Here is a 26,934-nt window from a genome sequence, read left to right as displayed (position 1 = left end):
CCGCGGCCGGAAATCCGGTGAAATTCGTTCGTGAACAGCGGCCGCTACGGCCTCGCCCGGTAGAGGGACACCGAGAACGGGCGGTGGACGTGGTGCTCCACGCGCTCGCCGATCTTGGAGAGGCCGGGGGCGGCGTCGGCGAACCGGTGCAGCCGTTGGGCCTCCGGCCACGGGTGCACGAGGACGAGCAGGCCGCCGGCCGCCAGCAGCGAGGCCAGCCGGTGCGAGGCGTGCCGTAGCCGGTCGCCGCCGCCGAGGTAATAGAGGGTCTCCGCGCAGATAACCAGGTCGAAGCCGCCACGGAAATCATGGTCGAGGATGTCGGCGTGCACGAAGCGCACGCGGCCGGCGAACTTCCCGTTGCGCAGGCGCGCGCGTTCGAGCGCTTTCTCCGAGATGTCCACCCCGGTGATTTCAGCATCCGGGTACGCGGTCGCGAGCAGCTCGGTGAAGACTCCCTCGCTGCAGCCGGCTTCCAGGACCCGCGGGTAGGCGGCGTCCGGGAGCTGCCCCAGCGTGGTCTGGTACTTGTGCTGCTCGTACGTGTCGCTGGACAGGCGCCACGGGTCGGGCCGGCGGTGCCACCAGTCGAAGTACCGGCGCAGGACGGCTCCCTGGGATCGGCGGCCGAGCAGGGAGAAGGACGTGAAGAGAGCGCGGTGCAAGAGGTCAGGAAATCTGGCCACAAGGCTCCTTCGGGAGACGGTTCTCCCATCGGAACCTATGCGGGCAACGCGAGACACGCGCGCCGCCGTTCCAAGAAAGGATTGTCCGTAATCGCAGACAAACCACCTTTATGCTTGCGTGAGCGTTTCCTCCGCTGCGCGGTGCGATTCGCTCGTTCAGAGCCTGGTCGGGTGCGATTCGCTCGTACAGAGCCTGCTCGGGGATTGCCGCAGGGCGGCGATGACCGCGTCCTCGACCGTGGCGTGCACGTGCAGAACGGTTCCGGCCTGGGTGGCGTCCATGAAACGCGCGACCTTGGGATGCGGCGCCGCCAAATGCAGGGCGCCGCCGTGCTGGCGGGCGAACGTGTGGGTGTTGAGCAGGACCCGCAGGCCCGCGCTGCCGATGAACCTGGCCTCGCTGAGGTCGATGACGACGTGCTCGCCCGGCATGCGCCGGGTCTGCTGGACATGGCGGTCCAGCAGACCGGCGTTGGCGCTGTCGATCTCACCGGCAACGGAGATCACACTCACGCCCGGCAGCCATTGGGTGGCGAACGTCAAATCCAGCATGCGATGCCCACCGATCGGAATTCGGCCGCGAATTTCGGAGACATGGACAGAGGCATTGGCTTGCCTCATCGCACAATAACCGGCGTTCGCCCGCCGTAGAAGATGCCCCGCGCCTCTTTCTCACATGGCGTTCGGGCAATTGTCAACGCCGGGCCCGGCGAGGGCGCATGATGAGCGCGGCGACGTAGTACGTGCACGGGACCGTGCCCGGATTGGCGTAGGCGTGCTCGACGTCGGCCGCAAAATAGACCGAATCGCCCGCGGCGAGGTCGAGACTCCTGTCGCCGAGGGTCAACCGGAGGGTGCCCGACTCGACGGCGACGAACTCGTGGGAGCCGGCCGCGTACGCGGGGAAGCTGCCCGCGTCGCACTGCGGCGGCAGCGTCGTGCGGATCCACTCGAAGTTCACCCCGGGCACCACCGGCGTGAGGATCGTGCGGTGCCATCCGCCGGGCTCGTCAATGTGTTCCTGGTCGGCGGCGCGGCGCACGACGACGCGGTGGTCGCCGGGCGGCGCGACCAGCTCGGCGACGGGCACGCCGAGCCCGTCGGCGATGCGGGCCAGCACCACGATGGTGGGCGCCTTGTGTCCACGCTCGACCGAGGACAGCATGCTCACGCTCACGTCGGCCGCGTCGGCCAGCTGCTGGAGCGTCATGGCCCGGTCGCGGCGGAGCTCCTGAATGTGCCTGCCCAGGGCTTCGAGGTTCACTGGCTCCTCATCGTAGCCAAGGATGATGTAAGGGTTATAGTTAAACTATAAGCCTTACGGAAGGGTTGGCGCGTGCATATTTCGATCAGCGACTACGCGATGGGGGCGGCGGTGGCGACCGACCTGGTCAACACATCGCCCACGGTGCGCGGCGCCGGCGAGGAAGCGCTGCCGGATCCGGACGCGCTGGTGGCCTTCCTGGCCGAGCACGGTGTCCGGCCCGATGCTCTGGCGGGCGGGCGGCTGCCGGACGGCGACGACCTGGACCGGGTCCGCCTGCTGCGCCGGGAAGTCCGCGCCGTTCTGGAGACGGAGACGGAGGAGCAGGCCGTCGCGGGCGCGACGCTGCTGGCCGGATGGGCGGGCCAGGCCCCGGCGTTGCGCCGCGAGGGTGACGGCGGCTGGCAGTGGTACGTCCCGACCGCCCCCGATGCGCCGCTCGTCGCCGAACTCGCCGCCCTCATCGGCGTCGGCCTGCTCGGCGCCGTCCGCGCGCTCGGCCATGGGCGTTTCCGCCGGTGCGCGGCGCCCGGCTGCCGGGGCGTGTTCGTCGACACCAGCCGTGCCGGGCGCCGCACGTACTGCATGCCGGACCTGTGTGGCAACCGCGTCAACGTCGCCACCCACCGCGCCCGCCGCCGGACGGGGAGCGTGGCCCGATGAGTGATGCGCCCCTGGTGGGTTCGTTCCGGCTGCCGGACAGCTCCTGGGTGCGGGGCCGCGGCCTGCGCCGTTTCCTGCCGGCCGGGCCGGTGCCCGACTTCGGCCTCTACCTGGGGTCCGAACGGCTTCGCCGCCGCCACGACGCTGCCTTGCCGTGGCGGCACGCCTGGGTGGAGTGGCCCGACTTCCTGCTTCCCCGCGACCGCGACGAGGCCGTCCGGCAGATCCGGGCGCTGCATGAGCGGGCGCGCGCGGGGGAGGCGGTCGAGGTCGCCTGCGGTGGCGGCGTCGGCCGTACCGGCACGGTCATCGCTTGCCTCGCCGTGCTGGCCGGGCTGGACCCCGCCGCCGCCGTGACCTGGACCAGGGAGCACCATCACCACCGCGCCGTCGAGACACCGTGGCAACGCCGCTGGATCGCCCGGTTCCCTACTCTATAATGTGGTTTAGTTTCGCTATAGAGAAAGACGGTCATCGTGGTGCTTCCCCAAGCCGTCATCCGCCCGGCGGTTCCCGCGGACCTGAAGGCGGTGGCCGAGATCAACGCCCACTACGTCACCAACACCGTGATCACCTTCGAGGAGACACCGCCGACCGTCGAGGACTGGCAGCACAAGCTGGCCGACCTGACCGGCCGCGGCCTGCCGTTCCTCGTCGCCGACCTGTCCGGCGAGGTGGCCGGCTACGCCTACGCCGGCCCCTGGCGCCCCAAGCCCGCCTACCGGAACACCGTGGAGGACACGATCTACCTCTCTCCCGCGTACACGGGCCGGGGACTGGGTGGAGCGCTGCTCGGCGAGCTGGTGACCAGGTCGATCGCGGCCGGGATGCGCCGCATGATCGCCGTCATCGCCGGCGCCGGCGACGACCGCTCGATCGAGCTGCACCGCCGCTTCGGATTCACGGAGGCCGGTCGGCTGACAGAGGTCGGATACAAGCACGGCCGCTGGATCGACACCACGCTCATGCAACGCGCCCTCGCCGGATAAGGGATTACGCGACCTTCGGGGTGGCGCGCATGCCCACGTAGCAGACCCGGCTGCCGTCCGGCAGGGTCGTGAAGACCACGGGCATGTACTCCTCGCTGAACGCGTGCCCGGCGCCGGAGGCGGCGAACACGTTCTCCATGACGGGCTCCAGCTCGAGGTCGGTGGGCGGGGAGAAATGCGCCATGCCGTCCACGAACTCGTAGCGCAGGACCGCCCGCCCGTCGTCCCTCCGGCTGACGGTGAGCACGACCCCTTCGCGCCGGTAGGTGCCCAGCACCGGCTCCAGATCGACCACCGGCGGCTCGGCCGGCGGGCCGAACGCGTCCGGCATGCGCACTCCGGCCAGCTCGCCCAGCAGCTCGCGGAACAGCTCTGCGTAGAGCGGGCGGGCGCCGCCGCCGTTGGTGAGCAGCGCCACGGCCACACCGGCGTGCGGCACGACGCGCAGGAAGGCGTATTGGCCGATGGCCGCGCCGTCGTGGCCGAAACCGGGGACGCCGTCCCAGTCGTACAGGGTCCAGCCCAGGCCCCAGCCGTCCGCGCTGACCGTCCACTTGTCCGGCACGTCCACTTCGCGCCGCTGCATCGCCGCCACGGCCGCAGCCGACATCACGCCCAGGCCGCCCTCCAGGTGCATGCGCGCGAAGCGGACGGCGTCGCCGGCCGACACGATGACCCGGCCGTACGGGCCCGCCGAGCGCGGCATCAGGTCCCAGGCCGGCGCCGGGTCGGGATCCTGCCCGGGCGTGCCCAGGTGGCTCATGGCCACACGGAAGCGCAGCGCCTCCTCCGGCAGCGTCATCGAGTGCTCCAGGCCGAGCGGGGTGAACAGCAGGTCCTTCAACGCCTGATCCCAGGTCAGGCCCGTGAGCACCTCGACGACCCTGGCCAGCACGACGTAGCCGAGGCTGCCGTACGACATCGCCGTCCCGGGCGGGCAGTCCAGCGCCACGCCTCTGGCGGCTTCGACGTATTTGGCCACGCAGTCGTCACCCCGCCCCGAGTCGTAGGTGAAGTCGTTGGTCACCCCGCCGGTGTGGCTGAGGAGTTGCCGGATGGTGATGGTCTTGGTCGCCTCCGGGTCGGGCGTGGCGAACTCGGGCAGCACGTCCACCACCGGCGCGTCCAGCTCCAACCGGCCCTCGTCGACCAGCCGCATCACCAGGGTGGCGGTGTAGACCTTGGCGACGGAGCCGGTCAGGAACACCGAGTCGGTCGTCACCTCGACCCCGGTGCCCCGGTGGAGCACTCCGCTCGCAAGCTCATGGATCTGCCCGTCCACCAGCACCGCCAGCGACGCGCCAGGGACGTGGTGCGCGGCCCGTAGCTCGTCCAACCGCGCCTGCCACCGGGCCCGATTCATCGCCATGCTGCTCTCCTTAGAACGACGTCCTCTTGATGCGAACACTGTACGCAAGGATATATATGTGCGCAAATGCGTACGGCGTTCGCACTGGTCACGGGCAGGTTTCCTGAGCTCCAGCCGGGTAGCCGGAGCTGGTCAGCTCGTTTGCTAAAGGAGTGGGCAGATGCGTTCGTCGTTCAGTCTGGGCCGCATCGGCGGGGTCGCCGTCGGGCTCAACGTCAGCGTGCTGTTCATCGTTCTGATCCTGGTGGTGGGGCTGGCGTTCGGGCGCTTCCCGATCGTCTTCCCCGGCTACTCCATGACCGCGTATGTGCTGGCCGGGCTGGGCTCGGCCGTGTTGTTCATGGCGTCCCTGCTCGCGCACGAGCTGGCGCACGCCTTGGTGGCCAAGCGCCATGGCATCGAGGTGCCGCAGATCACGCTCTGGCTGCTCGGCGGGGTGGCGGAGCTGCGTAGCGAGCCCCGGACGCCGGCGGCGGACCTGAAGATCGCCGTCGTGGGCCCCGTGGCCAGCCTGGCCTGCGCCGTGGTCTTCGGCGCCGTGGCGCTGCTGCTGTCCGGCGCGCCGCTGCTGGCCGGGATGTTCGCCTACCTGGCCGCGGTCAACGTGTTGCTGGCCGTGTTCAACCTGATCCCGGCCGCGCCGCTGGACGGCGGTCGCGTGTTGCGTGCCGCGCTCTGGGCGCGGTGGCGGGACCGGGTACGGGCGGCCGTGACCGCCGCCCGCGCGGGGCGGGTGTTCGGGTACGCGCTCATCGCGGTCGGGTTCCTGCAGGTCGTCACCGGGCGCGGGTTCGACGGGCTGTGGCTCGCGCTGATCGGCCTGTTCCTCGTCAACGCCGCCAGTGCCGAGGAGCAGCAGGCGCAGATGGGCGCCGCCCTGCACGGGGTACGGGTCAGAGACGTGATGTCGGCCAAGCCCGTCGCCGCCCATCCCGACGAGACCGTGTCCGGGCTGATCGACCGGCTGGTGATGAGCCGGCGCCTGTCCACGTACCCGCTCGTGGACGAGAACCTCATGTTCGTCGGCCTGGTGACGCTCAACCGCATCCGGGAGGTGCCCCCTGAGGCGCGGGAGACGACCCGGCTACGCGAGATCGCCTGCCCGCCCGAGGAGGTGCCGCGGTCCACCACCGAGGAGCCGCTGACCGGCCTGCTGAGCCGCATGACCGGCTGCGCCGACGGCCGCGCCGTGGTGCTCGACCCCTCCGGCCATCTGGTCGGGCTCCTCACGCCGAGCGACATCAGCCGCGCCATCCAGACGGCCGGCCTGCGCGGGAACGATCCCTATCCGCACCCGCGCGGCGCCGACATGGCAATGCCGCATCGCGACACCTTCTGAAGCGCTACTCGAAGTCGTCAGGGTTCAGTTCTTTGCTCCTGATGAAGGCCGCGTCGAATTCGTCCAGGATCTCCCCGGGCTCCTCGTCCGCCGCGAGCACGGGCGACTCCTCCTTGGCCGCGGTCAGCAGGGTCCGGATGGTTTCTTCGTTGTCCCCCCGCTCGGCAGGCGGGTGATTCCTCGGGCTGCTCATCTCGTTTCTCCCCCTTTCCTCTTCCTCTGCCCAGCAGGCCCGAGCCCGATCCTCAGGGCGCGTTCGCCGTCGGCGGGGGAGCACCTACCGGACGCTCGTGGGGCTCCGGTCAACCGTCAACGGTCAACCGTTAGGATGATGGACTCTGTCCGGGGGCGCACACGAGAGGAGAGCTGGTGACGATCACCAATCCGTTGCGTAATCCCCCGCTCGGAGACCAGCTGCTCGCCCAGCTCCGCTCGCTCATCGTGCGTGGCGAGCTGAGCGTCGGCACACACCTGGTCGAGGGCAGGATCGCGGAGCGCTTCGGGGTGAGCCGCGGGCCGGTCCGCGACGCGCTGCGCCAACTCGAGATCGAGGGGCTGGTCGAGACCCGTAAGCGAGGCGTCTTCGTGCGCGGGTTGTCCGACCACGACCTCGTGGAGCTCTACTCGTTGCGCGGCGCTCTGGAGGGCCTGGCCATCCGGGAGGCCATCGCCCGGCTCGACGCCGCCGACTGGACCCCGGTCGACGAGGCCGTCGAGCAGATGCGAGCGGCCGCCACCGCGCCCGACGCCGCCAAGTTCGCCGCCGCCGACCTCGACTTCCACAGCGGCTTCTACACGATCGGCGACAATCGCTGGCTCACCGCCGCCTGGGAGCTGCACCGGCCGTTGTTCGCGACCGTGCTGGAGATCACCAACACCGACCGCGACCTGGTCCCGGTCGCCGAGGACCACGCCTACCTGCGCGATGTCGTGCGTTCCGGCGACGTCGAGGCCGCGCTGGCCGCACTCACCGACCACCTCCACGGCTCCTGCAGCCGGATCCGCGTGACGCTGAGCGAGCGGGCGCGTCCGCAGCCCGCCTTTTGACGCACCGTCTCCTCGACGCAGCGCCCTTCTCGCTCAGGGGAAACGGCGCGCACCGCGTGTGCCCGCGCGCTGCTGCGCGGCGGGGTGGACGAGAAGACCGGCGAGGTGCTGCCGAGCCGGGTGCCTCTCGCGGATCTGGAGTAGCGCCCTCCGCGGGGCCGAACCTGGTGAAGACCTGCGGAGACGCGTTGCTCAGCGACCTCCGCCAGGCGCCGGGCCCAGGAGCCAAGGTCCGGCACTTAGTACGATCACGCGCGAAAGATGCTCGATTCCGCGTAATTAGGCCCTCGTCGATCGGCGTAACTCGGGTTACATTCACGTTACGTTGCCCTCTCTTATCCCCCCGAGCAGACCGAAGGGAGAGGCATGAGAGCCCGAACCGCCATCGCGGCCATGACAGCTGCGGCGATCCTCATGCCGGCCGCCGCTGCGAACGCCACGGGGACCGCCGGAGCCGCGGCCCCGCCGCCCGACGACCAGTTCCAGAAGGTGACACTCAACGACAACCCTGGCGAGCCGATGGACCTGGCGGTGTTACCGGATTCGCGGGTCCTGCACACCACGCGACCAGGCGAGGTGTGGTTGCACGACCCGAAGAGCGGACTCAACACGCTCGCCGCCCGGCTCGACGTCTACCAGCACGACGAGGAGGGGCTGCAGAGCATCGCGCTCAGCCCCGGCTTCGGCACCGGCTCGAAGAAGGACGACTGGGTCTACCTGTACTACTCCCCGCCGCTCGACACCCCGGTCGACGACCCCGCGACACCCGACGTCAACGAAGGGGACGCGCCGTTCACCGGCGCGCCGCAGGACTTCGCGCCCTTCAAGGGGCTGATCCGGCTGTCCAGGTTCCGCTTCACCGGCTCGACCCTCGACCTGCGCAGCGAGCAGCGCATCCTTGACGTGCCGGTGGACCGCGGCATCTGCTGCCACGTCGGCGGCGACATCGTCTTCGACGCCGACGGCCACCTCTACCTGTCGACCGGCGACGACACCAATCCGTTCTTCTCCGACGGCTACACCCCGATCGACGAGCGGGCCGACCGCAACCCGGCGTTCGACGCCCAGCGCAGCTCCGGCAACACCAACGACCTGCGCGGCAAGATCCTGCGCATCGCCGTACGCGACGACGGGTCGTACACGATCCCGCGCGGGAACCTGTTCAAGCCCGGCACGGCGGGCACCCGGCCGGAGATCTACGCGATGGGCCTGCGTAATCCGTTCCGCATCGAGCTCAACCGGCGGACCGGCGACCTGTACGTCGCCGACTACTCACCCGACGCGGACGAGGCCGATCCGCGGCGCGGCCCGGCGGGACACGGCAAATGGGCGGTCGTCCGCAAGCCAGGCAACTACGGCTGGCCCTACTGCGCGACGGCGCGGCTCCCGTACGTGGACTACGACTTCGCCACCGGCGCGTCGGGCGGCTCGTTCAGCTGCGCCGCGCCCGTCAACGAGTCGCCGCGGAACACCGGCCTGCGCCAGTTGCCGCCGGTGGTCCAGCCGGAGGTGTGGTATTCGTACGGGCCGTCGCAGGAGTTCCCGCAGCTGGGCACCGGCGGCATCGGCCCGATGGCCGGGCCGGCGTACGACTTCGACCCGCGCGCCACCCGCGGCCGCGCGCCCGTGGCCTGGCCGAAGTACTACGACGGCGTCCCGCTCTTCCACGAGTGGACCCGCGACTACGTCAAGGCGTTCCACGACGACGGCCGGCGGATCGAGGACGTGCTGCCCTCGCTCGTCTTCGACAACCCGATGGACATGGAGTTCGGCCCCGACGGCGCGTTGTACGTGCTGGAGTACGGCGACGGCTTCTTCAGCGAGAACCCGGACGCGCAGCTGGCCCGCTTCGACTACATCGGCTACACCGGCAACCACACGCCCATCCCGGTGGCCTCGGCGTCGGTGACCGCCGGCCACGCGCCGCTCACCGTCGCCTTCACCAGCGCGGGCACGAGCGATCCCGACGGCGACAGGCTCCGCTACGCGTGGGACTTCGATGCCGACGGCAGGGTCGACTCGCGCAGCCCCGACGCGTCGTACACGTATCAGCAGAACGGCCTCTACAACGCCACCCTCAGGGTCACCGACCCCGACGGCATGTCCGCGGCGACGTCGGTGCGGATCGTGGTCGGCAACGCCGCCCCCGTCGTGGAGCTGGTCCGGCCCGCCGACGGGGGACAGTTCTCGTTCGGCGACGTCGTCGAGTTCGAGGTACGGGTCACCGATGACCAAGCGGTGGACTGCGCCAACGTGACCGTGGACTACATCCTCGGCCACGACGACCACGGCCATCCGCAGACCACGGCCCGCGGCTGCACGGGCTCCATCCAGACCACCGAGCCGAGCGGCCACGACCCGGAGAACGACGACCTCACCGGCGTCTTCGTCGCCACCTACACCGATCCCGGCGGCGACGGGCTGCCCCCGCTGACCGGTAGTGACCAAGCCGTACTCGAGCCCACCAGTTAGGAGATCCACCCATGTGCTACGGCTATGGCCCCAGCAGGCGGTCCTTGCTCGCCGCGGGCCTCGGACTCGGAGCGGCCGCCTTCGCCGCCGCTTCGCCCGCCGCCGCGGCTTCCTCGCCGCGCCACCAGGGCAGGGACCGCGTCCCGCCGGGCCAGATCAGCATCCAGCTCTGGACGGTACGCGACGACCTCGCCAAGGACTACGACACCACCCTGGCCTACCTGGCCGAGATCGGCTACCCGAAGGTCGAGCTCGCGCTCGGCTACTTCGGCCGTACGGCCCAGCAACTCCGTACGTTCCTCGACGGGCTCGGCATCCGCGCCACCTCCAGCCACGACGGCATCAGCGCGGACGACGCCGGCCTGGAGACGAAGATCTCCAACGCGCTGACCCTCGGCCAGTCCTTCATGGTCGTGCCGTACCTGAACTCCGACAGCGAGGACCAGTGGAAGGCCTGGGCCGAGCGCATGAACGTCGAGGCGGCCGCCGCCCGCAAGGCCGGGCTGCGGTACGGCTACCACAATCACGCCCACGAGTTCACGATCGACCTCGGCGGCGGGAAGACGCCATGGGACGTGCTCACTTCAGAGCTCGACCCCCGGCTGGTCCACCTGGAGATCGACATCTACTGGGCGGTCACGGGCGGCGTCGGACGCGGCGTCGCGGACCCGGTGGGCTTCGCGCTGGACGTCATCCGCGAGGCGCCGCAGCGGGTGCTGCAGTTCCACGTCAAGGACCGGCACCTCGACGGTGACATGGCCGACCTGGGCACCGGCACCATCGACTTCCGCCGGATCTTCGACAAGCATCGTGTGCTGGAGTACATCGTGGAGAACGACACGCCCGACGTGACTCCGCGGCAGACGGCGGAGGTCGGCTACCGCTACCTGCGCAAGCTCAGATACTGAGCACCGATGACGTGGCTCGGGCCCGCGGCGTCACCGGGGTGCGAACTCCGTCGTGTTCGACGGCAAGACGGGCCCGAGTCCTGTCTTGCCGTCGAGCAACTCGCGCGCCACGTCGAGGTGGCCCGCATGCCGTGCGGTCTCCTCGATCATGTGCAGGATGATCCCCCGCAGGTCTGTGATCTCATCCCCGAGCGGCCCCGGGTGGCGTTCCTTCGGCGGCGCCGACAGCGGCGTGGCGGCGATGAAAGCATTGGATCTCTCGCACTGGGCGCGGTAGAACGCGAAGACCACGGACGGCGGGCGCGGCGTGGTCAGTGGCGCGTGGTCGTCGTCGGGCCAGTCCAACGGCTCGTCCGAGCCGGTCGCGATCTCCTGGAACCAGTGCCGCTCGGCGTAGCCGAGGTGCTCCACGAGACCCAGTGGCGTCCAACCCGAGGGCAGAACCGCGGTGGTCAGGAGCCGGTCGTCGAGACCGTCGAGGATGGCCAGCACGCTGGCGCGCTGCGCCTCCAGGAACATCAGTAACGCGTTCTTCTCGCTGTCGTCCACCATCGCACGTTATCCGTGAACGTCCGTCGTCAGGGGGCGCAGCTGACCGAGAACCACACGACCTTGCCGCCGTTCGCCGCCGACACCCCCCAGTCGTCGGCGATCGCGGCGACGATCTGCAGGCCGCGGCCCGAGAGCGCGTCAACGTCCATCGAGCACGGGCGGGGCTCGCCGTCGCCCGGGTCGAAGACCTCGCCGTACAGCCGGTCCTCACGATCTTCCAGGCGGAGCGCATATGCCGCCCCGCCGTACCGTATGGCGTTGGTGATCAGCTCGCTCACGATGAGCAGGCAGTCGTCGATCACATCCTCGAGGCCCCAGCCGGTTAATTTCGAGCGGACCAGGGAGCGCGCCTCGCCGACTCCGGAAGGCACGGACGGCAGCACGTACTCCGCCGTGCGGATCGGCGTGGCCGACAAGGGGTGGAGGGACATCTGCATCACATCTCTCGCTTGGGAGCGCTCCCAATTCATACGGTAACCCGTCGTCCGCACTCTTGGAATCCGGGACAGACAAGATTGTTGCGAATTTGTGTCCCGGTAATCGGCGCGCCTGCTCAGGGGATGCGGGCCACGGCGCCGTAGTTGCCCGAAGTCCTGGGCTCGTCGCGGCAGGCCAGGTCACGCCCGTCGGGACGCCACTGCGGCACCCATACCAGTCCAGGCTCCACCAGGTCGAGACCGTCCAGCAAGGCTGCGACCTCGTCCCTGGAACGGATCGCGAGACCGGGCAGCGTCATGGCGAGCAGGTCGCGGATGGCCGGCAGCAGCTCCGGCGGGATGCTGTCGAAGGTGGTGTGCAACAGGCCGAGGAAGCTCTCCGTCGGCGCGATGTGCCGCAGCCGCTTGATGACATAGTGCGCGTACTCGTCGTCGTCGAGGCTGTACATCGACAGCAGGAGCACAGCCAGGGGCCGGTCCCAGTCGATGAACGTCTGGACCACCTGGTCGTGGAGCATCTCGTCGATCTCCCGCACGTCACCCTCCACCACGCGGACCAGGTCGGTGAAGGGCTCGATGGTGGCCTGCGCCATGGTCACCACCATCGGGTCGTTCTCCACGTAGACGACGCGCAGGTCCGGGTTGGCCGAGGCGCGGCGAGCTATGTCGTGCAGCCGGTGCCCGGCGGAAAGGCCGCTGGGGACCCCGCTTCCCACGATCATGAATTGGTCCACGCCTTCGACGGCGGCCAGATGGCGTACCACCCGGGACAAAAACTGAAGCACGGCGCGGGCGGCGGTCGTGATGGCTGGGGTCACTTGATCGAAATGGCGCACCGTGTCCTTGTCCACCAGGAAGTTGTTCTTCCCACCCGCCGCCGCGTCGAATATCCGTGTGATTCTGGCTTGCGTGGAATCGAGCTTGGCCAGGTTTCGGACAGCTCTTCGGTGCATGAGCGTTGCCCCTTTCCCTCGCCGCCCACCCTCTCGCGGTAAGCGATCTATGGACCTCACTCGATTGACTCAGACCATATGTTCCAACAATTCCAGTCAATGGCAATACGATAGACCGGTTATTTCGGGAAATGTTTGTTACCAGAATCTTCGTGACGTGCCATGATCCCGTTCCCCCTGCCGGATGTTGCCGCCGGGTGACGGCACGCAACCTCCTGAACCCGCGGGTCCGCAGGCCGTTCGCCCCGGTGCCCGCCTTCTGGTCCGACCAGTGCGACATGAAGATCCAGGCCCACGGTCACCCGCGTGGCCACGACGCCGTCGCGATCGCGGACGGTGACGTCGGCGAGCGCCGGTTCGTGGCCGCCTACCGTACGGGCGAGCGCCCGGCCGGATCTCCCAGGTGCTGGTGGACCGTGCTCAGTTGGTGACGCCGAGTTGGTGACGCACCTTGGCGAGCAGATCTTGTGGGAGCGGGGCGTAGCCGTGCAGGGCGAGGTAGGACTGGCCGGCGTTGCTCGCCGCGTACCGCAGGAAGGTCCGCACCAGCGGGTCGGCGTTGTGCCCGCAGGTGATCTCGTACGTGACCAGGACGATGGGGTAGGCGCCCTTCCCTGTGGCCATGTAGTCGAACTCCACGACCAGGTCGCCGTCGTCACCGACGATCATGGCCCCCTCCAGCGCCTTCGTGGCGCTCTGGGGCGACAACGCCACGAACTGGCCGGAGGCGTTGCGCACCTTGGCGGTGCGCAGGCGGGCGTTGCTGGCGAAGCCGTACTCCACGTACCCGATGGAGCCGTCGGTGTGCTGGACGGCCTCGGCGACCCCCGAGGAGCCCGCGACGCCGTGCCCCGCGCGCCTCCACTTCCTGGACGGCTCGTCCGGCCAGCGGCCCGCCGCCTTGAGGTAGGTGGTGAAGTTGTGGGTCGTGCCCGAGTCGTCGGAGCGGTGGAAGACACGGATGCCCGCAGGCGGGAGGCGCTTGCCGCGGTTGTCGGCGGCGATCTCCTGGGCGTCCCATCTGGTGATCCGCCCGCTGAAGATGCCGGCCAGGGTGGTGGGTGAGAGCTTCAGGTCCGGCATGGACGGCAGGTTGTACGCCACGGCGATGGGGCCGACCACCATGGGCAGGTGCACCGCCTGGCTGCGGCAGCGTCGGTCGGCCTGCGCCTGTTCGTGCGGGTGCATCGCGACGTCGGAGCCGGCGAAAGCGGTGGTGCCCGCGATGAAGTCCCTGATGCCGTTCCCCGATCCGTGGGCCTGGTAGTTCACCTGCAAGTCGGGGTGGATGCGGTGGAACTCGGCACGCCAGGCGTCCATCGCGCCCTTCTGCGCGGTGGAGCCGGAGCCGGAGATCGACGCGGTGACCGGAACGTTCTGGGGCAGGTCTTCGCGGGCCAATATCGCGGCTCCGCCCAGGCCGGCGGCCGAGGCCGCCAGGGCGAGGGCGGCAAGGAGAGCCGGCCAAACGGCCCATGTCAGCTTTGCCATCTCATCAAGGTTATGAAGTGGAGATGACTGACCCGTTAATCAGCCGTCAAGGTCTTGGTCATGAAGGGTCATTTGCTCGCCAACTTGTCCCAGGCAAGGGTGCGGTTCACCACCACACCCCGCTTGCTGGGGATCACAGCAGGAAGATCGATGGTTCGCCTCATGGGCGACGGCCGCGCACGACCGGGAGGACACGGCCAAGGGCCTGATCGCCAAGCTGGTCGCTACGTCGTCGCGGGCCTCCTGATCGAGAAGCTGACCGGCCGCCCGTACGGGCAGGAGATCAAGCGCCGGATTCTGCGGCCGTACGGCCTGACGCAGACGATCGTCCCCGGAGACCAGCCCGGCCTGGCCGCGCCGGCCGGCGGGCGGATCCTCAGCGGGTCCTCGCCGGCCGCCATGCGCACGCTCGACACGACCGACGCCGGCTTCGGCAAAGCTCGCCGGGCAGCAGGAGCGGCTGCCCGACGAGCACCTCCATCCAGACCGACGGACTCGGCGCTGGTCCGGTGAAACGGCCTAGGTGCGCTAGGTGCGGTGCACGGGAAACGTGTGCTAGGCTTTCTGATGTTGCAGTTGTTGTACCCATAACATGCTTTGTGCGCGTCTGGCAGAGTTGAACCTGCGGGCGCGTTTTTTGTTTACCGGTCATCTCCGGATGGGCTCATCGCGGCGACGCGGCAATTCGCGCGGTGCGAATTGCGTTTCCTGCACACATCTCGAGGAGATCGAAATGGCTTCCGGAACCGTCAAGTGGTTCAACTCCGAAAAGGGCTTCGGCTTCATCGCGCAGGACGGCGGCGGCGCCGACGTCTTCGCGCACTACTCCAACATCGTCGCCAACGGCGGCTACCGTGAGCTGCACGAGGGCCAGAAGGTGTCCTTCGACATCGTCCAGGGCCAGAAGGGCCCGCAGGCGGAGAACATCGTCGCCGCCTGACCTGGCACGGTCATGAGTCCGGGCCCGCACCCCAACGGGGGTGCGGGCCCGTACTTGTCTTCAGCCCCCAGGTCCCCGCGTTCCCCGTGTGTGCTGACGGGTGCGCCGGGACGCGCGGCGTATGGTGGATTACCTGGGATATCCCGCATGCCGGCAGCCGCGTCGGCGTCTTCCCGGACTCAGCCGGTCCTTCACTCCGGAGACAGGCGGCACGTCAGATGCCGAACGCCCATGCACCAGTCACGCCCATCGCTCTGCAGCCGGCCCGCGTGTTCCTCGAGCCCACGCTGACCCGGGACGGAACGCTCGACGGTGCGTGGTGGCCCCATTCCACCGACCTCCACCGCGAGCTGCCCGCCCTTGTCCGCATCCTGGAGGACCGGCTCGGCCCCATCCTGCGCGTCAGGCTCGACCCGGCCGCATGGGACGAGGTCCCGGCCCACCTGCTCATCGATGGCCGTTTCCTGCGGGTAAGCGGACTTTCGGCAACCTCGAACATGATCAGAGTGATCCGCGGCAACCAGGACGGTTTCCTGCTCCTGGTGATCCCGCCGGACACCGCCGGGCCCATTGCGGCCGCCGCGATGAGAACCGCCGCCCGCACCGGCAACACGATGTCCGCGAACGAGATCCTCACCGGCTGCCGGAGCGCGCCCGCACCGACGGAGGAGACGAGGATGCGCCGCTACCGCGACTCCGACAGGGAGTCCGTGCTCGCGCTCATCGACGCCGACCGCCTGCCCGGACAGCCGTCGTGTACGCCGGAGATGCTCGACCAGGCCCTGGCCGGAACGTCCCACCGCGATCCCGATCCCTGGGCCGACATCGAACACCCGATGATCGACGTGCTGGTGGATCCCGGCAGTCACGTCGTGGGCGCCGTGTCGTACGCGGTACATCGAGATCGCAGCGCCGGGCAGATCCTGTGGTTGCACGGACGCGAGATCCTGGATGTCGTCGCAGCGCTCATCTCCCACGCGCTTCGCGAGCTGGGCGGCGGCAAACCCGTGCACGCCTTCACCGCCGCGCTGGGCCTCGGCCTGGCCGCTCTGCCGACGGGCCGCCGGCCCATCACGCGAAAGGCACTCGAGCACGCCGGCTTCGCCGCCAGGAACTCCTGGCGCTACCTCCACCGCGGGACATCCTTCGACCTCCCTGCCACGACGAGTCCGCTGGTCGAGGTCGTCGCGAGCAAGGCCCCACCTGGCTGGTGGCTGAAGGTCCACGACGACGATTCCGCCGCCGAACTCGTCGCTCAGCAGCCGATCGACGGCCGCGGCATCCTGTGGTGGTTCAGCGCTGCCGACGGCCACGCCGACCCGGCACTCGAACGGGCGCTGCTGCTCCAAGGCGAGGCGCTCCTGCGGGAACACGGAGCAGCGGAGACGATCCTGTACGCGGCCGGCGACCCGGAGCCGTCCGGGGCGTTGTTCGACGACGCCGGATTCGCCGAGGTCGACCACCTGGTCTCCTTCACCAGGCCGAACAACGCCACCGCCGACTGACCCACACCCGTCCCTCCGCATACTCGAGGCCAGAACCCGGACCATGACGCGGTGCGGCACCCGCCGCCGGGATCGGGCCATGGCATCCGTCCCCCAGGCAGCCGCAGCAACCTGTGCGAAAGGATTTGATCATCGTTAGCGGTTCTTTTCCCCCGTTCGAGCACTTGGCACGACCTGTACGTCGCCGCGTGACCGAGTCGGCGAAGCTGAACCCCCACGACCAGCGCCCCGCTGACGCCGTCCGATGGACCTGCCCACATGGCCTGCACGCCGCGCGGGGCTGTGTCGCCTGCTACCACGCCTCGGCCAGGGATGATCCGGCGTTGCCGCTGTGGGAGGTCGCGGTGTGGTTCACCTCGGTGCGGCCGATGCCGATCAGGGCGCTGAAGGACGTGCGCCGTCACAGCGGCCGCTTCTCGCTCCACCAGCCGTCCACTCCGCTGGTCTACCTCCTCAGCGGACATGCGAGGGCCGCCACCGGGACGGAGGCGGTTGCGGGACTGGTCGGTTTCCTCGTCGACAACCGGCACATCGACGACGCATTCACCGTGACCGAGATCCGCGCCGTCCACTCCTGACGAGCGTCCGTTTCCCATTGCGGTGACAAAGGGCGTGATGGTGCGTATGTGGGTGGGCGAAATGGCCGCTGTTCTGGAATTCAGTCAGGTGTGCTTTATGGCCGCTTGAGGATGGTTTTAGTTGAGGTGTGACCGCTCTCGTGTGACTGTTTAAGGGGACATAACCATTCTGCGAAAGAGAGCCGCCCATGAGTGTGACCCGGTTCCCGCTCACCCTGCGCGTCACCGTGAGCGGAGCGAATCCAGACGAGATCAGGGAGAACGCCCGGGCTCAGGCCCACGACTTCTTCGGTCCTGACGCCGAACTGGATGTCATCAGTGCTGAGGCTGAATTGCTGGCGGAGCCCGTCACTCGCTACCGGGCGACGGTCGCCTTCCGGCGGGTTGCCTGACCGGCCAGGGGCGCACCTTCCGCCGATCGGCCGGCCCGCCGACGGCCCTGATCGGAGATCGCGCCGACCTTCGGCCGCCTCGCCCGTGAATAATTTCATTTACCGGCTGACCGAGGCCTCGGACCCAAATAGGGGTTAGGTTGCCATCGGACCGGTGGGGCCGGCGTTCCGGTGCGTGTAGATGACGGCGGCCGCCGCCCCGCCCCGGGGTGGAAACGGACACCCGTAAAGCAGGCGGCCTTGCGGGTACGTTTGCCGGAGTATGGCGAGTCGGTATCGTCCGCCGCATGGGAGCGCTCCCAAAGGGGATGAAGCCCAGGCTTCGAGAAGACGTTCGATTCGTAGAGATCGCCGACGGGGCATACGTGCAGGGGGATTTGTCCACTTGCATCCTCCGAGGACCGCACGCCTACGCCTGGCTGGCCCGGCTCGCGCCGGCGCTGGACGGCCGCAGGACGCTGGCCGAGCTGACCGGGGCACTGCCCGATGACAAGCGGGCCATGGTGGACCGGCTGGTGGGCAGCCTCGTCGAGCAGCGGTTCGTGGTGGACGCCCGGGGCGAGCCCGAAGACGGGCTGACCGACGCCGAACGCCGCACGTACGCCGACGAGATCGCCTTCATCGGGTACGCGTTCGACTCGCCGGAAAAGCGCTTCCTGCAGGCGCGGCAGGCGCGCGTCACCGTCAGCGGGGAAGGAGCGCTGCTGAGGGCGGTGCTGACGGCGTTCCTGGGGTTCGGCTGCAGGGATCTGCACGTGATCACCGCCGACCCGTCCGGTCTCGCCACCCTCGTCAGCCGGGAACGCCGCGATCCCGGGCAGCACGTGCGAATTGAGCGCCTCGACGCGGGTGCGGACGGGGATGCTCGGCCCGATGCCGACCTGAGCGGGAACGACCTGGTCGTCCAGATCGGTGATGACCTCGGCGCGCTGGTCCAGGCCGGCCGCGCCGCACACCGATCGGGCACCTCCATCGCGCAAGTGCTGGTCCGGCGCTCGGAGGTGTGGCTGAGCGGGGTCGGGCCGCCCTCCGTCACGCAGGCCGAGTCCGGCTGGCACCGGCTGGCCGCCGCGCCGGTCGAGCCCAGGCTGCACGCCGAGGAGGACTGGGTGACCGGACCGGTGCCCGCGGTGGTCGCCGCGGTGCTGGGGCTGGCGTGCTTCTCCTTCCTGACCGGCATGGAACGCCCCCTGGAGAGCGGCGCACCACGTATGACGAGGATCGACCTGCGTAACCTCGACACCCGCTCCCACCGTTTCCTCCCCCACCCCCGCGCCGCGATCGGGATGAACGCGTCGCCAGAGCCTGATGGCGATGCGGCGCCGGTGACTGAGGAGCGGGTGCTGGAGCGGGTGCTGGAGCGGGTGCCGGAGCTGGTGGATCCCCGGCTCGGCGTGCTCACCTCCCTCGACGAAGGGGATCTCGCGCAGAGCCCGCTCGCCGTGTGCCGGGCGAGTGTCTCCGATCCGTTGTCCGTGCTGCCGAGCTGGGTGCCGCTGCCGGAGGTGGCGGGCTGGGGTGAGGACCGTCGGACGGCCCGGTTTCGCGCCCTGCTCGCCGCCGCGGCCGTCTACGGCGGCTTGTCGACCCCGCAAGGCGTGTACGAAGGGGTGGAGCTGCTCACCGGCCGCATCAGGCCGGTGACCCTGGATCAGGTGCCCGCGCCCGTCGGCGTGGCGGCCGGCCTGAGCTGGGATCAAGCGGTCGCGGCCGGACTCCGCGCCCACTGCGAGGACCTCCTACGGGCCGCGATCGAGGGTGACGGCAGTGTGGCCGGTGGGATCGACGGCGGCCACCCGCTCGCGGCGCTGCCTGACGACCACCTCGGCCGGATGATCGCCTTGGCCGGTCTGGACGTCGCCATACGGGACCTCACCGACGTGCTCGGTGTCCCCGCCTTCGACTTCCGCCTGGCCGGCCGCGGGGCTTTCGTCTCCTGCGCGCCCACCGCCCACCAGGCCATGCACGACGGACTGGAACGGGTGTTGCTGCACTGGCAGAACCCGGTGTTCGGGCTGGAGACGCCCCGCTGGCTCGACGGCACGCCCGACACGGCCCTGCTGGCCGGCGCATTACGGCGGCAGGGGCGGGTGCCGGTGGCGGTCCGACTGAACGGCGACCCCGCGGCGGCCCGCCTGCTGCCCTGCGCCGTCCGGGTCGTCCTCCTGTGACGCCGGACACGACGGTGCTGCGGACACGCACGCCGCCGGACACCGCTGTGCTCGGCACGGGCAGGCTGCACGCCGCCATCACCGCGGCCTTCACCCCCGACCGGTTGACCGCAAGTGACGCGACCCGGCCGGACGGGGCGACGGCGCTGCTGACCGTGAGCGATGCCAGCGATGAGCGGGATTATCCGGCGTTGACCCGGTTGGCCGCCGCCCGCGGGATCCCGTGGTTGCCGGTGCGGGTGGACGCCGGCTGGGTGCTGCTGGGCCCCGCCGTACACCCGCCCGCCCCCGGCTGCCCCACCTGCGTGGCACGCAGGCGGGATGCGAACCGGGCCGACGCCCAGGGCAGGGACGCCATGCGGGTGCGCTTCGGCGAGGAGCTGGCGGCGCGCCCGTCCGGGCTGCTCACCCGGGCGACGGCCACCGCGGTCGCCGCGCTGGCCGCCGCGGAGCTGGACCGGCTGCGCGAGGACGCCGCCACCGCGCTGACGGCCGGGGCGCTGCTACGGGTGAGCGTGTCGACCGGACTCGTACGCAGGCACCCGTTCCTGCCGGACCCCCTGTGCCCCGACTGCGGCCGCCGCCCGCCTGACACCCGAGAGGTCGTGCGCCCGCCGCGCGGGCCCGCACGGAAACCGGCCCCCGGCGTGTTCCGGGTGGCCGATCTGGCGGGCAGGGAGGAGGAATTGCGGGAGATGTTCGTGGACGGGGAGACTGGGCTGATCCAGTCCCTCGTCTCGGACGCGCGGGGCGGCAGCCCGATGGCGGTGGCCCGCCTGGCCCCGGCCCGCACCTCGGACGAGAGCCACCACGGGTACGGCCGATGCGACGACTTCTCCGCGGCCAGGACGACCGCGATGGTCGAGGCTCTGGAGCGGATCGCCGGCATCCACCCGCGCGCCCGCCGCCCCGCCGTCCGGGCCGCGTACGCCGACGTGGCCGAGCAGGCCCTGGACCCCCGCACGCTGGGCCTCTACCCGGACGACCGCTACGACCTGCCGGGCTTCTGGTTCTCCCGGTTCGACCCGAGCCGGGAGATCTCGTGGGTGTGGGCGTACTCGTTCGGGCGGGACGCGCCGCTGCTCGTACCCGAGAGCTACGTCTATTACGGTCCGCCTCCCGACCCCGGGCTCGCCTACGAGAGCTCCAACGGCTGCGCGGCCGGCGGGTGCCCGGCCGAGGCGATCCTGTACGGGCTGCTGGAGGTGGCCGAGCGTGACGCCATCCTGACGACCTGGTACGCCAGGATGCCGATGTCCCCCGTGGACCTGGACTCCGCCACGGACCGGCGCATTCCGATGATCGCCGAACGGCTCAGGCACCGGCTGGGCTACACCGTCGAGGCGTACGTGACGGCCATGGAGCAGGGGGTGCCGGTGTTCTGGGTGATGGCCGTGGACCCGGCCGGCAACCCGGAACGCCCCAAGGCCGTCTGCGGCAGCGCCGCTCACCTGGAGCCCGAGCATGCCCTGCGCCGCGCCCTGGTCGAGCTGGGCCCCACCTTGGAAGGCCAGCTCGATCGGTACGACCCCGCGCGGGCCGCACGACTGGCCGCCGACTCCGACCTGGTGCGCACGCTGGACGACCACCCGATGGTGTACGGGCACCCGGGCGCGTACGACCGGCTGGCGTTCCTCGCCGCCGGAGGCCCCCGCCTGGCCCTGGCAGCCCTGCCAGGCTGGCCCGCCCACGACGACCTCACCGAAGACCTCGCCGAGCTGGTGCGGCGCTACCTGGACTCCGGCCTGGACGTGATCGCCGTGGACACCACCTCGCCCGAGATGGAAGCGGCCGGGCTGCACGCGGCCAAGGTGATCGTGCCGGGCACGGTGCCGATCACCTTCGGGCACCGGCACCGGCGTACCCACGGCCTGCCCCGGCTGCTGTCCAGGCCGCGCCTGCTCGGCCACCGCGCCGAGGACCTGCGGCCGGAGCAGCTCAACCCGTTCCCCCACCCCTTCCCCTAGAGCCGGAGCGACGTGACCATGAGCCCCGCGAACACGGCCGTCCACGACTACGTGGCCGCGCTGCGCGAGCGCGGACCGCTCGCCGTCGACTGGAGCGCCGCGCCGACCCGGCACAAGCGCTACCCGGACGCCGCCCGCATCCCCTTGCCCCACAACGCGAAGAGCCCGTCCGGCCTGGGCGAGCTCGCGGCGGCGGGAGAACTGCTGCGTGAGCTGCTCGGCATCGCCCGGCTCATCTGGTACCACCCCACTGACGACCAGGGCCGCCCCGCAGGCGGCCCGCCGCTGCTCCTGCTGGGCCGCCCGGCGCCGTCCGGAGGCGCGCTCTACCCGGTGGAGGCGTACCTGGCCTGCGGCGACCTGTACCACTACGACCCCGTGCACCACGCGCTCGAACGGGTGCGTCAGGGCGAGCACACCCCCGAGCTGACCGCCTGTCTCGCCTGCCCGCCGGCTCCGCAGCCCCATGCGGTGCTGGTGCTGAGCGGGGTGTTCCTGAGGTCGATGTTCAAGTACGGCGACCTCGGATACCGGCTGGTCTGCCAGGAAGTGGGCGTCCTGGCCGCGCAGGCGCTGGCGGTGGGGCGGCGGCTCGGCGTGGAGGTGGGCGTTCACCTGCGTTTCGAGGACGCGCGGGTGGAGCGGCTGCTCGGCCTCGACGGCGCCAGGGAAGGCGCGCTGGCCGTTCTCACCCTGCGCCTGCCGACAGCCCCCCGCCGGCACCGGCACCTGCCCCGGGGGCCCTGGGAACGGGAGAGCGAGCCGCGTCCCCGGCCGCTCCCGCCCGGCCCGGCCGCCGCTTTGCACCAGGCCGCCAGGTCCGATCCCGGCTCGGTCGCGCGACGGCCCGCGGTGCCGCCGCTGCCACCGGGGCCCGGGCTGGCGCTCCCGGACCCGCTGCCGGTGCGGCTCGCCGACGGCGTGCCCCGCCGCGCCTCCCCTCCCGCGGGCTACCGGCCGGAGCCGATCCCGCTGCGTTCGCTGGCCGCCGTCCTGGCCGAGGCGGCGCGGCCGTACCCGGGGGACGGTCTGGGCACGGCGGCGCTGTACCTGCTGGCGCAGCGGGTACGCGGCCTGGCCCCGGGGGCGTACCGCTACGACGCGGGCCGGCACGTGCTGCACCGGGTGGGGGCGACGGCCGTGCCGGAAGCCGGGAGGTTGCTGGCCAACACCAGGAACGCCCTGCGTACTGCCGCGATCGCCCTCGTGCCCGTCACCGATCCGCTGGCCGGCATGGGCGCCCGCTGGTACCGGACGCGGCAGATCGAGGCCGGCATGGCGGCGCACCGGGCCGCACTCACCGTGGCGGCGCTGGGCCTGACGGCACGCCTGCACACCGACGGCGCCGACGCCGCCGACCAAGCACTTGGACTCGTGGGGACCCGCTGGAGGAGCCTGACCTTCCTGCTGGCGGGAACCCCGCGCGCGGGCGGTCCCGCGCTGGCCCGCCCGATCCACCGTCCCCCGACCCGAGGAGGTGGCGCCGAACCGTCCTGAGCCGCGCCGAACACGGATCAGAGCTCATCAGACAAAAGGAGAACCATGAGCAACGACATCCTGCCGCTCGACCTCAGCGGCCTCGAAGTGGCCTCCATCGACGTCCTGTCCGCCGACTCGATCGTGGTCGAGGGGCACGGGGCCATCGAGACGGGCGCGTCCTCGTACAGCCCGTACTGCTCGTCGTACATGCAGGCGTGCAGCTGCTGGGTGCCCGAGCAGTAGTGATCAGATAGGCCGGGGGCGCCGTCGCGCGCCCCCGGCCGCTAGGAGCCTTGATGAGCCGAGCAGTGCCGTCCGGGGCGGGGTACGCGGTCGCGCCCGTGTTCGGGGTGCGGGTCGCGAGCGTGCCGGTGGAGCGGTTGGAACGGATGCGCTGCGTCGAGACGTGGGCGCTGGTGGACGAGCTGGCCGAGGTCTCGGCCTGGCTCTCCCGCGAGGGCGCGGAGCTGTCCGAGCCGCTGCACGAGGCGATCGGCGCGGCCGCGGGCACCCCGGCGAAGCCGCTGCTCGTGGCGTTGCGGCGGGCGGTGTACGGGGACCGGCGACCGGACCGGCGCAGCCTCGACGCGCTCGCGTACCTGCCGGATGAGCTCGCGCACCGGGTCGAGGCCTGGCTGGCGCGTCGCGAGCACCGGGAGGAGGTGCGACGGCGGCTGCCCGAGGTGCTGGCCGCGGAGGTGGACGCGGCGGTGGAGGCCCTGCGGCACGCCGCCGGCGCCGACACCTTCCGCCGCGGACTCGCCCAGGGCAGTCCCGTCCTGTCCGCCCAGGTGGACCGCTGGCTCGCCGGCCGCCCCCCGGGACGCCAGGAGCTGCTCGGCCTGGCCAGGTATGTGGCCAGGGCCGCGGCCAAGACCAGCCCGTACGCGACGTTCACGCTCAGCGGGCTCGGCGCGTGGGCGGCCGGCGGGCCCGCCGTGCAGCCGCCGGACTCCCTGGACTGGCAGGGGGTCGTCGAGCTCGACCGGGCCGTGCTGCAGCCGGTGTGGGCGGCGCTGACCAGGCATCCCGAGGTGTACGCGCGGGCGCGGCTGCGGGTCAACCCGGCGGCGTACGACGACGGGGAGCGGATCTGGTTCCTCGGGCCCGGGCCTGCCGAGCGGCTGTCGAGCGTGCCGGCCGGGAAGGACGTACGGGCGGCGCTGGCCTGGCTCCGCACGCACCCGGACGTGGCGGCGGGGTCGGTGCCCGGCCTGCGGCCGCTGGTGCAGGCGGGGCTGGTCGAGCTGGTGCCTCCCTACGACGAGCAAGGGGACGACCCGGTGGGCGTCCTCGCCTCCTGGCTGCCGGTGCCCTCGCTGGCGGCGACGGTGCGCCGCATCGCCGAGGCCGCGCACGGTGACGACCGCCGCAAGAGCATCGACACCGTACGGGAGGCGCTGGAGGAGCTGCTCTCCCCGGGAGCCCGGGCCCATCCTTGGCTGCCGGACAAGAACCTGTGCCCGGAAAGTGCGCTCTTGACCGGTGTCGCCGGGCGCTGCGGGGCCGGCGTGTGGCAGGCGCTGCTGGACGATCTGGATGCCGTTCGCGGCCTGCTCGGGTTGTTCGACTCCGACCTGCCCGCCAAGGTCAGCGCGGCCGCCTATTTCCTCGATCGGTACGGGCCCGACGCCTCCGTGCCGGCGCCGGTCTTCTACCGTGACCTGCACACCGCGGAGCATCCTGGGCCGGCGGGGCTGATGGTGCGCGAGCTGCTCGGCAACCCCCTGGCCACCCCGGGCGGTGCGGGGCTGCCCGACCTGCCGGGAATGCGGGCGCTGGCCGCGGCCCGCCGGCGCTTCTGGCAGGCCGCGAACGCGGGACCGGGCGGCGGCGCCCCGGTTTGCCTGCCGGTGGAGGAGCTGGCGCAGCTGGCCACCGGGTGGCCGCCGTTCGTCCAGGCGCCCGGGTCGGTGTGCTGCTACGTGCAGGTAGTGTCCGCCCCCGATGGCCCGCGCCTGGTCCTCGGCACCGTCTCCGCCGGTTACGGGCGCGGGCTGTCCCGCCTGCATCGGCTGATCACCCTCGCCGGAGATCAGCCTCCGGCCGCCACGCTGCTGCGCGCTCCACAGGAGGGCGTACGCCTGGCCGAGTGCCGGGCCATCGCGGGCGGCGGCCTGAACCTCCGCACCGCCACTGCCGACGTCGCCCTGGCCTACCCGGGCACGGGCGCGAGCGGCGGGATGCCCGAGGTTTCGATGGATGAGCTGGTGGTCACCTATGACGCCGTCACCGAGCGGCCGGCCCTGCGGGACGCCACCGGCTGCCAGGTCCGGCCCGTGCACCTCGGCCTGGCCGCGCAGCACTGGTTGCCGCCCGCACTCCAGTTCCTCATCCGGGTCTTCGGCGAGCCCGCCACGGCGATGGTGCCCGGCTGGGTGTTCCGCGCGGGCGGTGACGTGCCCCCGCCGGGCGTCGTGGAACGCTGGCCGCGCCTGGATGTGGGCCGCGTGACCCTGGCCCGCGCCTGCGTACGCCTGCGCGCCGGTGACTTCCCCGTACCGCTGAGGGGCGAGGCGGACGCGGCGTACCTGCCCAGGCTGGCGGCCTGGCTGTCCGCCCATGGGGTGGCGCGCCGCTTCTTCGCCCGCGTGGTGGACCTGCGTGCCGGTCTGGGCATCGGGCTGCTGAGCAAGGGACGCAAGCCGATGTACGTGGACGTGACGGACCACCTGCTGCTCACCGGATTCCTCCGGTCGATCGGCGACCCGGACGCTCTGATGGTGCTGGAAGAGGCCCTTCCCGACCCGGCCGACGCCCCCGTGTACGGCGATGGGGAACGCCACGTCACCGAGTACGCCGTACAGGTGTCGCGGTCGTGAGCGGGCAGTGGGTGAGCGCGCACGTGTTCCACTACGGCGACCTGGACGCGCTGGTGACGGAGGTCGTGTCCCCTGTCGTCGGCGCGCTGGACGCGGAGGAGCACTTCTTCCTGCGGTATTGGGAGGGCGGACAGCATGTCCGGCTCCGGCTGAAGACGGCCGACCCGGACCGGGCCCGCGACCTGGTACGTTCTGCCGCCGCCGCCCATTTCGCCGGGCATCCGTCCACGCCCCCGTTCGGCCAGGACGTCTACCGCCGTTTCGCCGCGGTCGTCGCCCGGGAGGAACGTAGAGAGCACTTCGACGAGCGGTTGCGGCCGGGGGAGACGGTCGAGTTCATCGCGTACGAGCCGGAGCACGCCGCCTACGGGGACGAGGCCTGCCTGGCGGCCGTGGAGCGCCACTTCACAGACTCCAGCACGCTGGCGCTGCGCGTGTTGCGCGCGGGCACGCCGATGGACCAGCGGGTGGCCATCGGCCTGGCCGCGCTGACGCTCACCCTGGCCGTCGCCGAACCCGATCTCCCCGCCGCCGCGACCCGCTTCACCGAGACCGCCGGGCCCACCTCGGCTCAAGGATCGCGCCAGGAAGCGCTCCTGCGGCAGGCCGCGAACCTCTGGAGCTCCACCCCCGGCGGTTTGCTGGGGACCTGGCGCGAGTCGGTCGAGTCGTTGCGCGCGGCGCTCGAGCCGCTGCACGCCGCAGGCCGATGCAGGCCACGGGACCCGGGCTCACCGCACGCCCACCTGGCGATGGCGCTGCCGCCCGCCCGCCGTACCGTGCCGCTCATCCTCCTGCGGTGCGCCCATCTCTTCCACAACCGCCTGGGGCTCGGCCGCGAAGCCGAGCTGCGGACGACATACCTGCTCGCCAGCACCCTGACCGAACTCGCCGCATCGCGGAGGTAACT

28 protein-coding genes are annotated in these 26,934 nt (G+C 70.9%); 19 read left to right on the top strand and 9 right to left on the bottom strand.

The window, feature by feature from the left end; all coding sequences use genetic code 11:
- Nucleotides 1–44: 44 nt before the first annotated feature.
- From EDD27_RS40895 to EDD27_RS40885, 3 genes are all read right to left on the bottom strand, one after another.
- Nucleotides 45–686 (bottom strand): class I SAM-dependent methyltransferase, encoded by a 642-nt coding sequence (locus EDD27_RS40895; RefSeq protein ID WP_164904012.1) that lies wholly within the window; start codon nucleotides 684–686, stop codon nucleotides 45–47.
- Nucleotides 687–842: 156 nt separating this feature from the next.
- Nucleotides 843–1,238, bottom strand: coding sequence for an STAS domain-containing protein (locus EDD27_RS40890; RefSeq protein WP_164904011.1), 396 nt, complete (start codon nucleotides 1,236–1,238; stop codon nucleotides 843–845).
- Between the two features lie 142 nt (nucleotides 1,239–1,380).
- The gene (locus tag EDD27_RS40885; protein WP_127937152.1) at nucleotides 1,381–1,950 is read right to left on the bottom strand and encodes a helix-turn-helix domain-containing protein; all 570 of its coding nucleotides are present in this window, start codon (nucleotides 1,948–1,950) and stop codon (nucleotides 1,381–1,383) included.
- A 72-nt stretch (nucleotides 1,951–2,022) separates the two neighbouring features.
- Between EDD27_RS40885 and EDD27_RS40880 the strand changes: the two genes are divergently transcribed.
- Genes EDD27_RS40880 through EDD27_RS40870 form a run of 3 tightly spaced genes read left to right on the top strand, consistent with a single transcriptional unit; the run spans nucleotide 2,023 to nucleotide 3,602 of the window.
- Nucleotides 2,023–2,613 carry a CGNR zinc finger domain-containing protein gene (locus EDD27_RS40880; protein WP_127937151.1) on the top strand — a complete coding sequence of 197 codons (591 nt, stop codon included), beginning with the start codon at nucleotides 2,023–2,025 and terminating at the stop codon, nucleotides 2,611–2,613.
- Nucleotides 2,610–3,053, top strand: coding sequence for a protein-tyrosine phosphatase family protein (locus EDD27_RS40875; RefSeq protein WP_127937150.1), 444 nt, complete (start codon nucleotides 2,610–2,612; stop codon nucleotides 3,051–3,053). The genes EDD27_RS40880 and EDD27_RS40875 overlap by 4 nt, the downstream gene beginning before the upstream one ends.
- A gap of 39 nt (nucleotides 3,054–3,092) precedes the next feature.
- Nucleotides 3,093–3,602: a GNAT family N-acetyltransferase gene (locus EDD27_RS40870; RefSeq protein WP_241564524.1), complete on the top strand. Its 510-nt coding sequence runs from the start codon at nucleotides 3,093–3,095 to the stop codon at nucleotides 3,600–3,602.
- Between the two features lie 4 nt (nucleotides 3,603–3,606).
- Here EDD27_RS40870 and EDD27_RS40865 read toward each other — a convergent pair whose 3' ends face one another.
- Nucleotides 3,607–4,971: a serine hydrolase domain-containing protein gene (locus EDD27_RS40865; protein ID WP_127937148.1), complete on the bottom strand. Its 1,365-nt coding sequence runs from the start codon at nucleotides 4,969–4,971 to the stop codon at nucleotides 3,607–3,609.
- A 160-nt stretch (nucleotides 4,972–5,131) separates the two neighbouring features.
- On the opposite strand from EDD27_RS40865, the gene EDD27_RS40860 reads away from it, so the two are divergent.
- A complete protein-coding gene (locus EDD27_RS40860) occupies nucleotides 5,132–6,310 on the top strand; it encodes a site-2 protease family protein (protein WP_127937147.1) in 1,179 nt (392 codons plus the stop codon).
- Nucleotides 6,311–6,314: 4 nt separating this feature from the next.
- On the opposite strand, the gene EDD27_RS40855 is transcribed toward EDD27_RS40860, so the two are convergent.
- Entirely contained in the window at nucleotides 6,315–6,503 is a 189-nt protein-coding gene (locus EDD27_RS40855; protein WP_127937146.1) for a hypothetical protein, read from the bottom strand.
- Nucleotides 6,504–6,679: 176 nt separating this feature from the next.
- On the opposite strand from EDD27_RS40855, the gene EDD27_RS40850 reads away from it, so the two are divergent.
- From EDD27_RS40850 to EDD27_RS40840, 3 genes are all read left to right on the top strand, one after another.
- Nucleotides 6,680–7,357, top strand: coding sequence for a GntR family transcriptional regulator (locus tag EDD27_RS40850; protein ID WP_127937145.1), 678 nt, complete (start codon nucleotides 6,680–6,682; stop codon nucleotides 7,355–7,357).
- Nucleotides 7,358–7,723: 366 nt separating this feature from the next.
- On the top strand, nucleotides 7,724–9,829 hold the full coding sequence (locus EDD27_RS40845; RefSeq protein ID WP_127937144.1) for a PQQ-dependent sugar dehydrogenase: 2,106 nt from the start codon (nucleotides 7,724–7,726) through the stop codon (nucleotides 9,827–9,829).
- An 11-nt stretch (nucleotides 9,830–9,840) separates the two neighbouring features.
- Nucleotides 9,841–10,737, top strand: coding sequence for a sugar phosphate isomerase/epimerase family protein (locus EDD27_RS40840; protein WP_127937143.1), 897 nt, complete (start codon nucleotides 9,841–9,843; stop codon nucleotides 10,735–10,737).
- A 30-nt stretch (nucleotides 10,738–10,767) separates the two neighbouring features.
- On the opposite strand, the gene EDD27_RS40835 is transcribed toward EDD27_RS40840, so the two are convergent.
- From EDD27_RS40835 to EDD27_RS40825, 3 genes are all read right to left on the bottom strand, one after another.
- Nucleotides 10,768–11,289 carry a DinB family protein gene (locus EDD27_RS40835; RefSeq protein ID WP_206641872.1) on the bottom strand — a complete coding sequence of 174 codons (522 nt, stop codon included), beginning with the start codon at nucleotides 11,287–11,289 and terminating at the stop codon, nucleotides 10,768–10,770.
- Between the two features lie 26 nt (nucleotides 11,290–11,315).
- Nucleotides 11,316–11,720, bottom strand: a complete 405-nt coding sequence (locus EDD27_RS40830) for an ATP-binding protein (RefSeq protein ID WP_164904010.1) — start codon at nucleotides 11,718–11,720, stop codon at nucleotides 11,316–11,318.
- 122 nt (nucleotides 11,721–11,842) lie between these two features.
- Nucleotides 11,843–12,679 carry an SAM-dependent methyltransferase gene (locus EDD27_RS40825; protein ID WP_127937141.1) on the bottom strand — a complete coding sequence of 279 codons (837 nt, stop codon included), beginning with the start codon at nucleotides 12,677–12,679 and terminating at the stop codon, nucleotides 11,843–11,845.
- 197 nt (nucleotides 12,680–12,876) lie between these two features.
- Between EDD27_RS40825 and EDD27_RS40820 the strand changes: the two genes are divergently transcribed.
- Nucleotides 12,877–13,110: an oxidoreductase C-terminal domain-containing protein gene (locus tag EDD27_RS40820; RefSeq protein WP_206641871.1), complete on the top strand. Its 234-nt coding sequence runs from the start codon at nucleotides 12,877–12,879 to the stop codon at nucleotides 13,108–13,110.
- Here the strand turns inward: EDD27_RS40820 and pstS are convergent.
- Nucleotides 13,100–14,170: a phosphate ABC transporter substrate-binding protein PstS gene (pstS, locus tag EDD27_RS40815; protein WP_127937139.1), complete on the bottom strand. Its 1,071-nt coding sequence runs from the start codon at nucleotides 14,168–14,170 to the stop codon at nucleotides 13,100–13,102. The genes EDD27_RS40820 and pstS overlap by 11 nt on opposite strands.
- 150 nt (nucleotides 14,171–14,320) lie before the next feature.
- On the opposite strand from pstS, the gene EDD27_RS40810 reads away from it, so the two are divergent.
- From EDD27_RS40810 to EDD27_RS40760, 11 genes are all read left to right on the top strand, one after another.
- On the top strand, nucleotides 14,321–14,683 hold the full coding sequence (locus EDD27_RS40810) for a beta-lactamase family protein (protein WP_241564523.1): 363 nt from the start codon (nucleotides 14,321–14,323) through the stop codon (nucleotides 14,681–14,683).
- 220 nt (nucleotides 14,684–14,903) lie between these two features.
- Entirely contained in the window at nucleotides 14,904–15,110 is a 207-nt protein-coding gene (locus tag EDD27_RS40805; protein ID WP_127937137.1) for a cold-shock protein, read from the top strand.
- A 269-nt stretch (nucleotides 15,111–15,379) separates the two neighbouring features.
- Nucleotides 15,380–16,615, top strand: coding sequence for a DUF5994 family protein (locus EDD27_RS40800; RefSeq protein WP_127937136.1), 1,236 nt, complete (start codon nucleotides 15,380–15,382; stop codon nucleotides 16,613–16,615).
- Nucleotides 16,616–16,803: 188 nt separating this feature from the next.
- On the top strand, nucleotides 16,804–17,193 hold the full coding sequence (locus EDD27_RS40795) for a hypothetical protein (protein ID WP_127937135.1): 390 nt from the start codon (nucleotides 16,804–16,806) through the stop codon (nucleotides 17,191–17,193).
- Nucleotides 17,194–17,381: 188 nt separating this feature from the next.
- Entirely contained in the window at nucleotides 17,382–17,585 is a 204-nt protein-coding gene (locus EDD27_RS40790; protein ID WP_127937134.1) for a hypothetical protein, read from the top strand.
- Between the two features lie 377 nt (nucleotides 17,586–17,962).
- Nucleotides 17,963–19,756 carry a hypothetical protein gene (locus tag EDD27_RS40785; protein WP_164904009.1) on the top strand — a complete coding sequence of 598 codons (1,794 nt, stop codon included), beginning with the start codon at nucleotides 17,963–17,965 and terminating at the stop codon, nucleotides 19,754–19,756.
- Nucleotides 19,753–21,723, top strand: a complete 1,971-nt coding sequence (locus EDD27_RS40780; protein WP_127937132.1) for a TOMM precursor leader peptide-binding protein — start codon at nucleotides 19,753–19,755, stop codon at nucleotides 21,721–21,723. Before EDD27_RS40785 ends, EDD27_RS40780 begins: the two co-directional genes overlap by 4 nt.
- An 18-nt stretch (nucleotides 21,724–21,741) precedes the next feature.
- The gene (locus EDD27_RS40775) at nucleotides 21,742–23,220 is read left to right on the top strand and encodes a SagB family peptide dehydrogenase (RefSeq protein ID WP_127937131.1); all 1,479 of its coding nucleotides are present in this window, start codon (nucleotides 21,742–21,744) and stop codon (nucleotides 23,218–23,220) included.
- 45 nt (nucleotides 23,221–23,265) lie between these two features.
- A complete protein-coding gene (locus tag EDD27_RS40770; RefSeq protein WP_127937130.1) occupies nucleotides 23,266–23,445 on the top strand; it encodes a hypothetical protein in 180 nt (59 codons plus the stop codon).
- 53 nt (nucleotides 23,446–23,498) lie between these two features.
- The gene (locus tag EDD27_RS40765; RefSeq protein WP_127937129.1) at nucleotides 23,499–26,024 is read left to right on the top strand and encodes a lantibiotic dehydratase; all 2,526 of its coding nucleotides are present in this window, start codon (nucleotides 23,499–23,501) and stop codon (nucleotides 26,022–26,024) included.
- Nucleotides 26,021–26,932: a lantibiotic dehydratase C-terminal domain-containing protein gene (locus EDD27_RS40760; protein ID WP_164904008.1), complete on the top strand. Its 912-nt coding sequence runs from the start codon at nucleotides 26,021–26,023 to the stop codon at nucleotides 26,930–26,932. The genes EDD27_RS40765 and EDD27_RS40760 overlap by 4 nt, the downstream gene beginning before the upstream one ends.
- Nucleotides 26,933–26,934: the final 2 nt, after the last annotated feature.

The sequence above is a fragment of the Nonomuraea polychroma genome, from assembly GCF_004011505.1.
GTDB lineage: Bacteria > Actinomycetota > Actinomycetes > Streptosporangiales > Streptosporangiaceae > Nonomuraea > Nonomuraea polychroma.
This window is presented reverse-complemented; position numbering and strand designations above follow the sequence as displayed.

Excerpts from the sequence above, each read along its gene's own strand:
- EDD27_RS40825 (WP_127937141.1), bottom strand. The coding sequence starts at position 12,679 with ATGCACCGAAGAGCTGTCCGAAACCTGGCCAAGCTCGATTCCACGCAA.
- EDD27_RS40765 (WP_127937129.1), top strand. The coding sequence starts at position 23,499 with ATGAGCCGAGCAGTGCCGTCCGGGGCGGGGTACGCGGTCGCGCCCGTG.
- EDD27_RS40865 (WP_127937148.1), bottom strand. The coding sequence starts at position 4,971 with ATGGCGATGAATCGGGCCCGGTGGCAGGCGCGGTTGGACGAGCTACGG.
- EDD27_RS40830 (WP_164904010.1), bottom strand. The coding sequence starts at position 11,720 with ATGTCCCTCCACCCCTTGTCGGCCACGCCGATCCGCACGGCGGAGTAC.
- EDD27_RS40845 (WP_127937144.1), top strand. The coding sequence starts at position 7,724 with ATGAGAGCCCGAACCGCCATCGCGGCCATGACAGCTGCGGCGATCCTC.
- EDD27_RS40890 (WP_164904011.1), bottom strand. The coding sequence starts at position 1,238 with ATGCTGGATTTGACGTTCGCCACCCAATGGCTGCCGGGCGTGAGTGTG.
- EDD27_RS40770 (WP_127937130.1), top strand. The coding sequence starts at position 23,266 with ATGAGCAACGACATCCTGCCGCTCGACCTCAGCGGCCTCGAAGTGGCC.
- EDD27_RS40855 (WP_127937146.1), bottom strand. The coding sequence starts at position 6,503 with ATGAGCAGCCCGAGGAATCACCCGCCTGCCGAGCGGGGGGACAACGAA.
- EDD27_RS40840 (WP_127937143.1), top strand. The coding sequence starts at position 9,841 with ATGTGCTACGGCTATGGCCCCAGCAGGCGGTCCTTGCTCGCCGCGGGC.
- EDD27_RS40875 (WP_127937150.1), top strand. The coding sequence starts at position 2,610 with ATGAGTGATGCGCCCCTGGTGGGTTCGTTCCGGCTGCCGGACAGCTCC.
- EDD27_RS40805 (WP_127937137.1), top strand. The coding sequence starts at position 14,904 with ATGGCTTCCGGAACCGTCAAGTGGTTCAACTCCGAAAAGGGCTTCGGC.
- pstS (WP_127937139.1), bottom strand. The coding sequence starts at position 14,170 with ATGGCAAAGCTGACATGGGCCGTTTGGCCGGCTCTCCTTGCCGCCCTC.
- EDD27_RS40860 (WP_127937147.1), top strand. The coding sequence starts at position 5,132 with ATGCGTTCGTCGTTCAGTCTGGGCCGCATCGGCGGGGTCGCCGTCGGG.
- EDD27_RS40775 (WP_127937131.1), top strand. The coding sequence starts at position 21,742 with ATGAGCCCCGCGAACACGGCCGTCCACGACTACGTGGCCGCGCTGCGC.
- EDD27_RS40835 (WP_206641872.1), bottom strand. The coding sequence starts at position 11,289 with ATGGTGGACGACAGCGAGAAGAACGCGTTACTGATGTTCCTGGAGGCG.
- EDD27_RS40790 (WP_127937134.1), top strand. The coding sequence starts at position 17,382 with ATGAGTGTGACCCGGTTCCCGCTCACCCTGCGCGTCACCGTGAGCGGA.
- EDD27_RS40810 (WP_241564523.1), top strand. The coding sequence starts at position 14,321 with ATGGTTCGCCTCATGGGCGACGGCCGCGCACGACCGGGAGGACACGGC.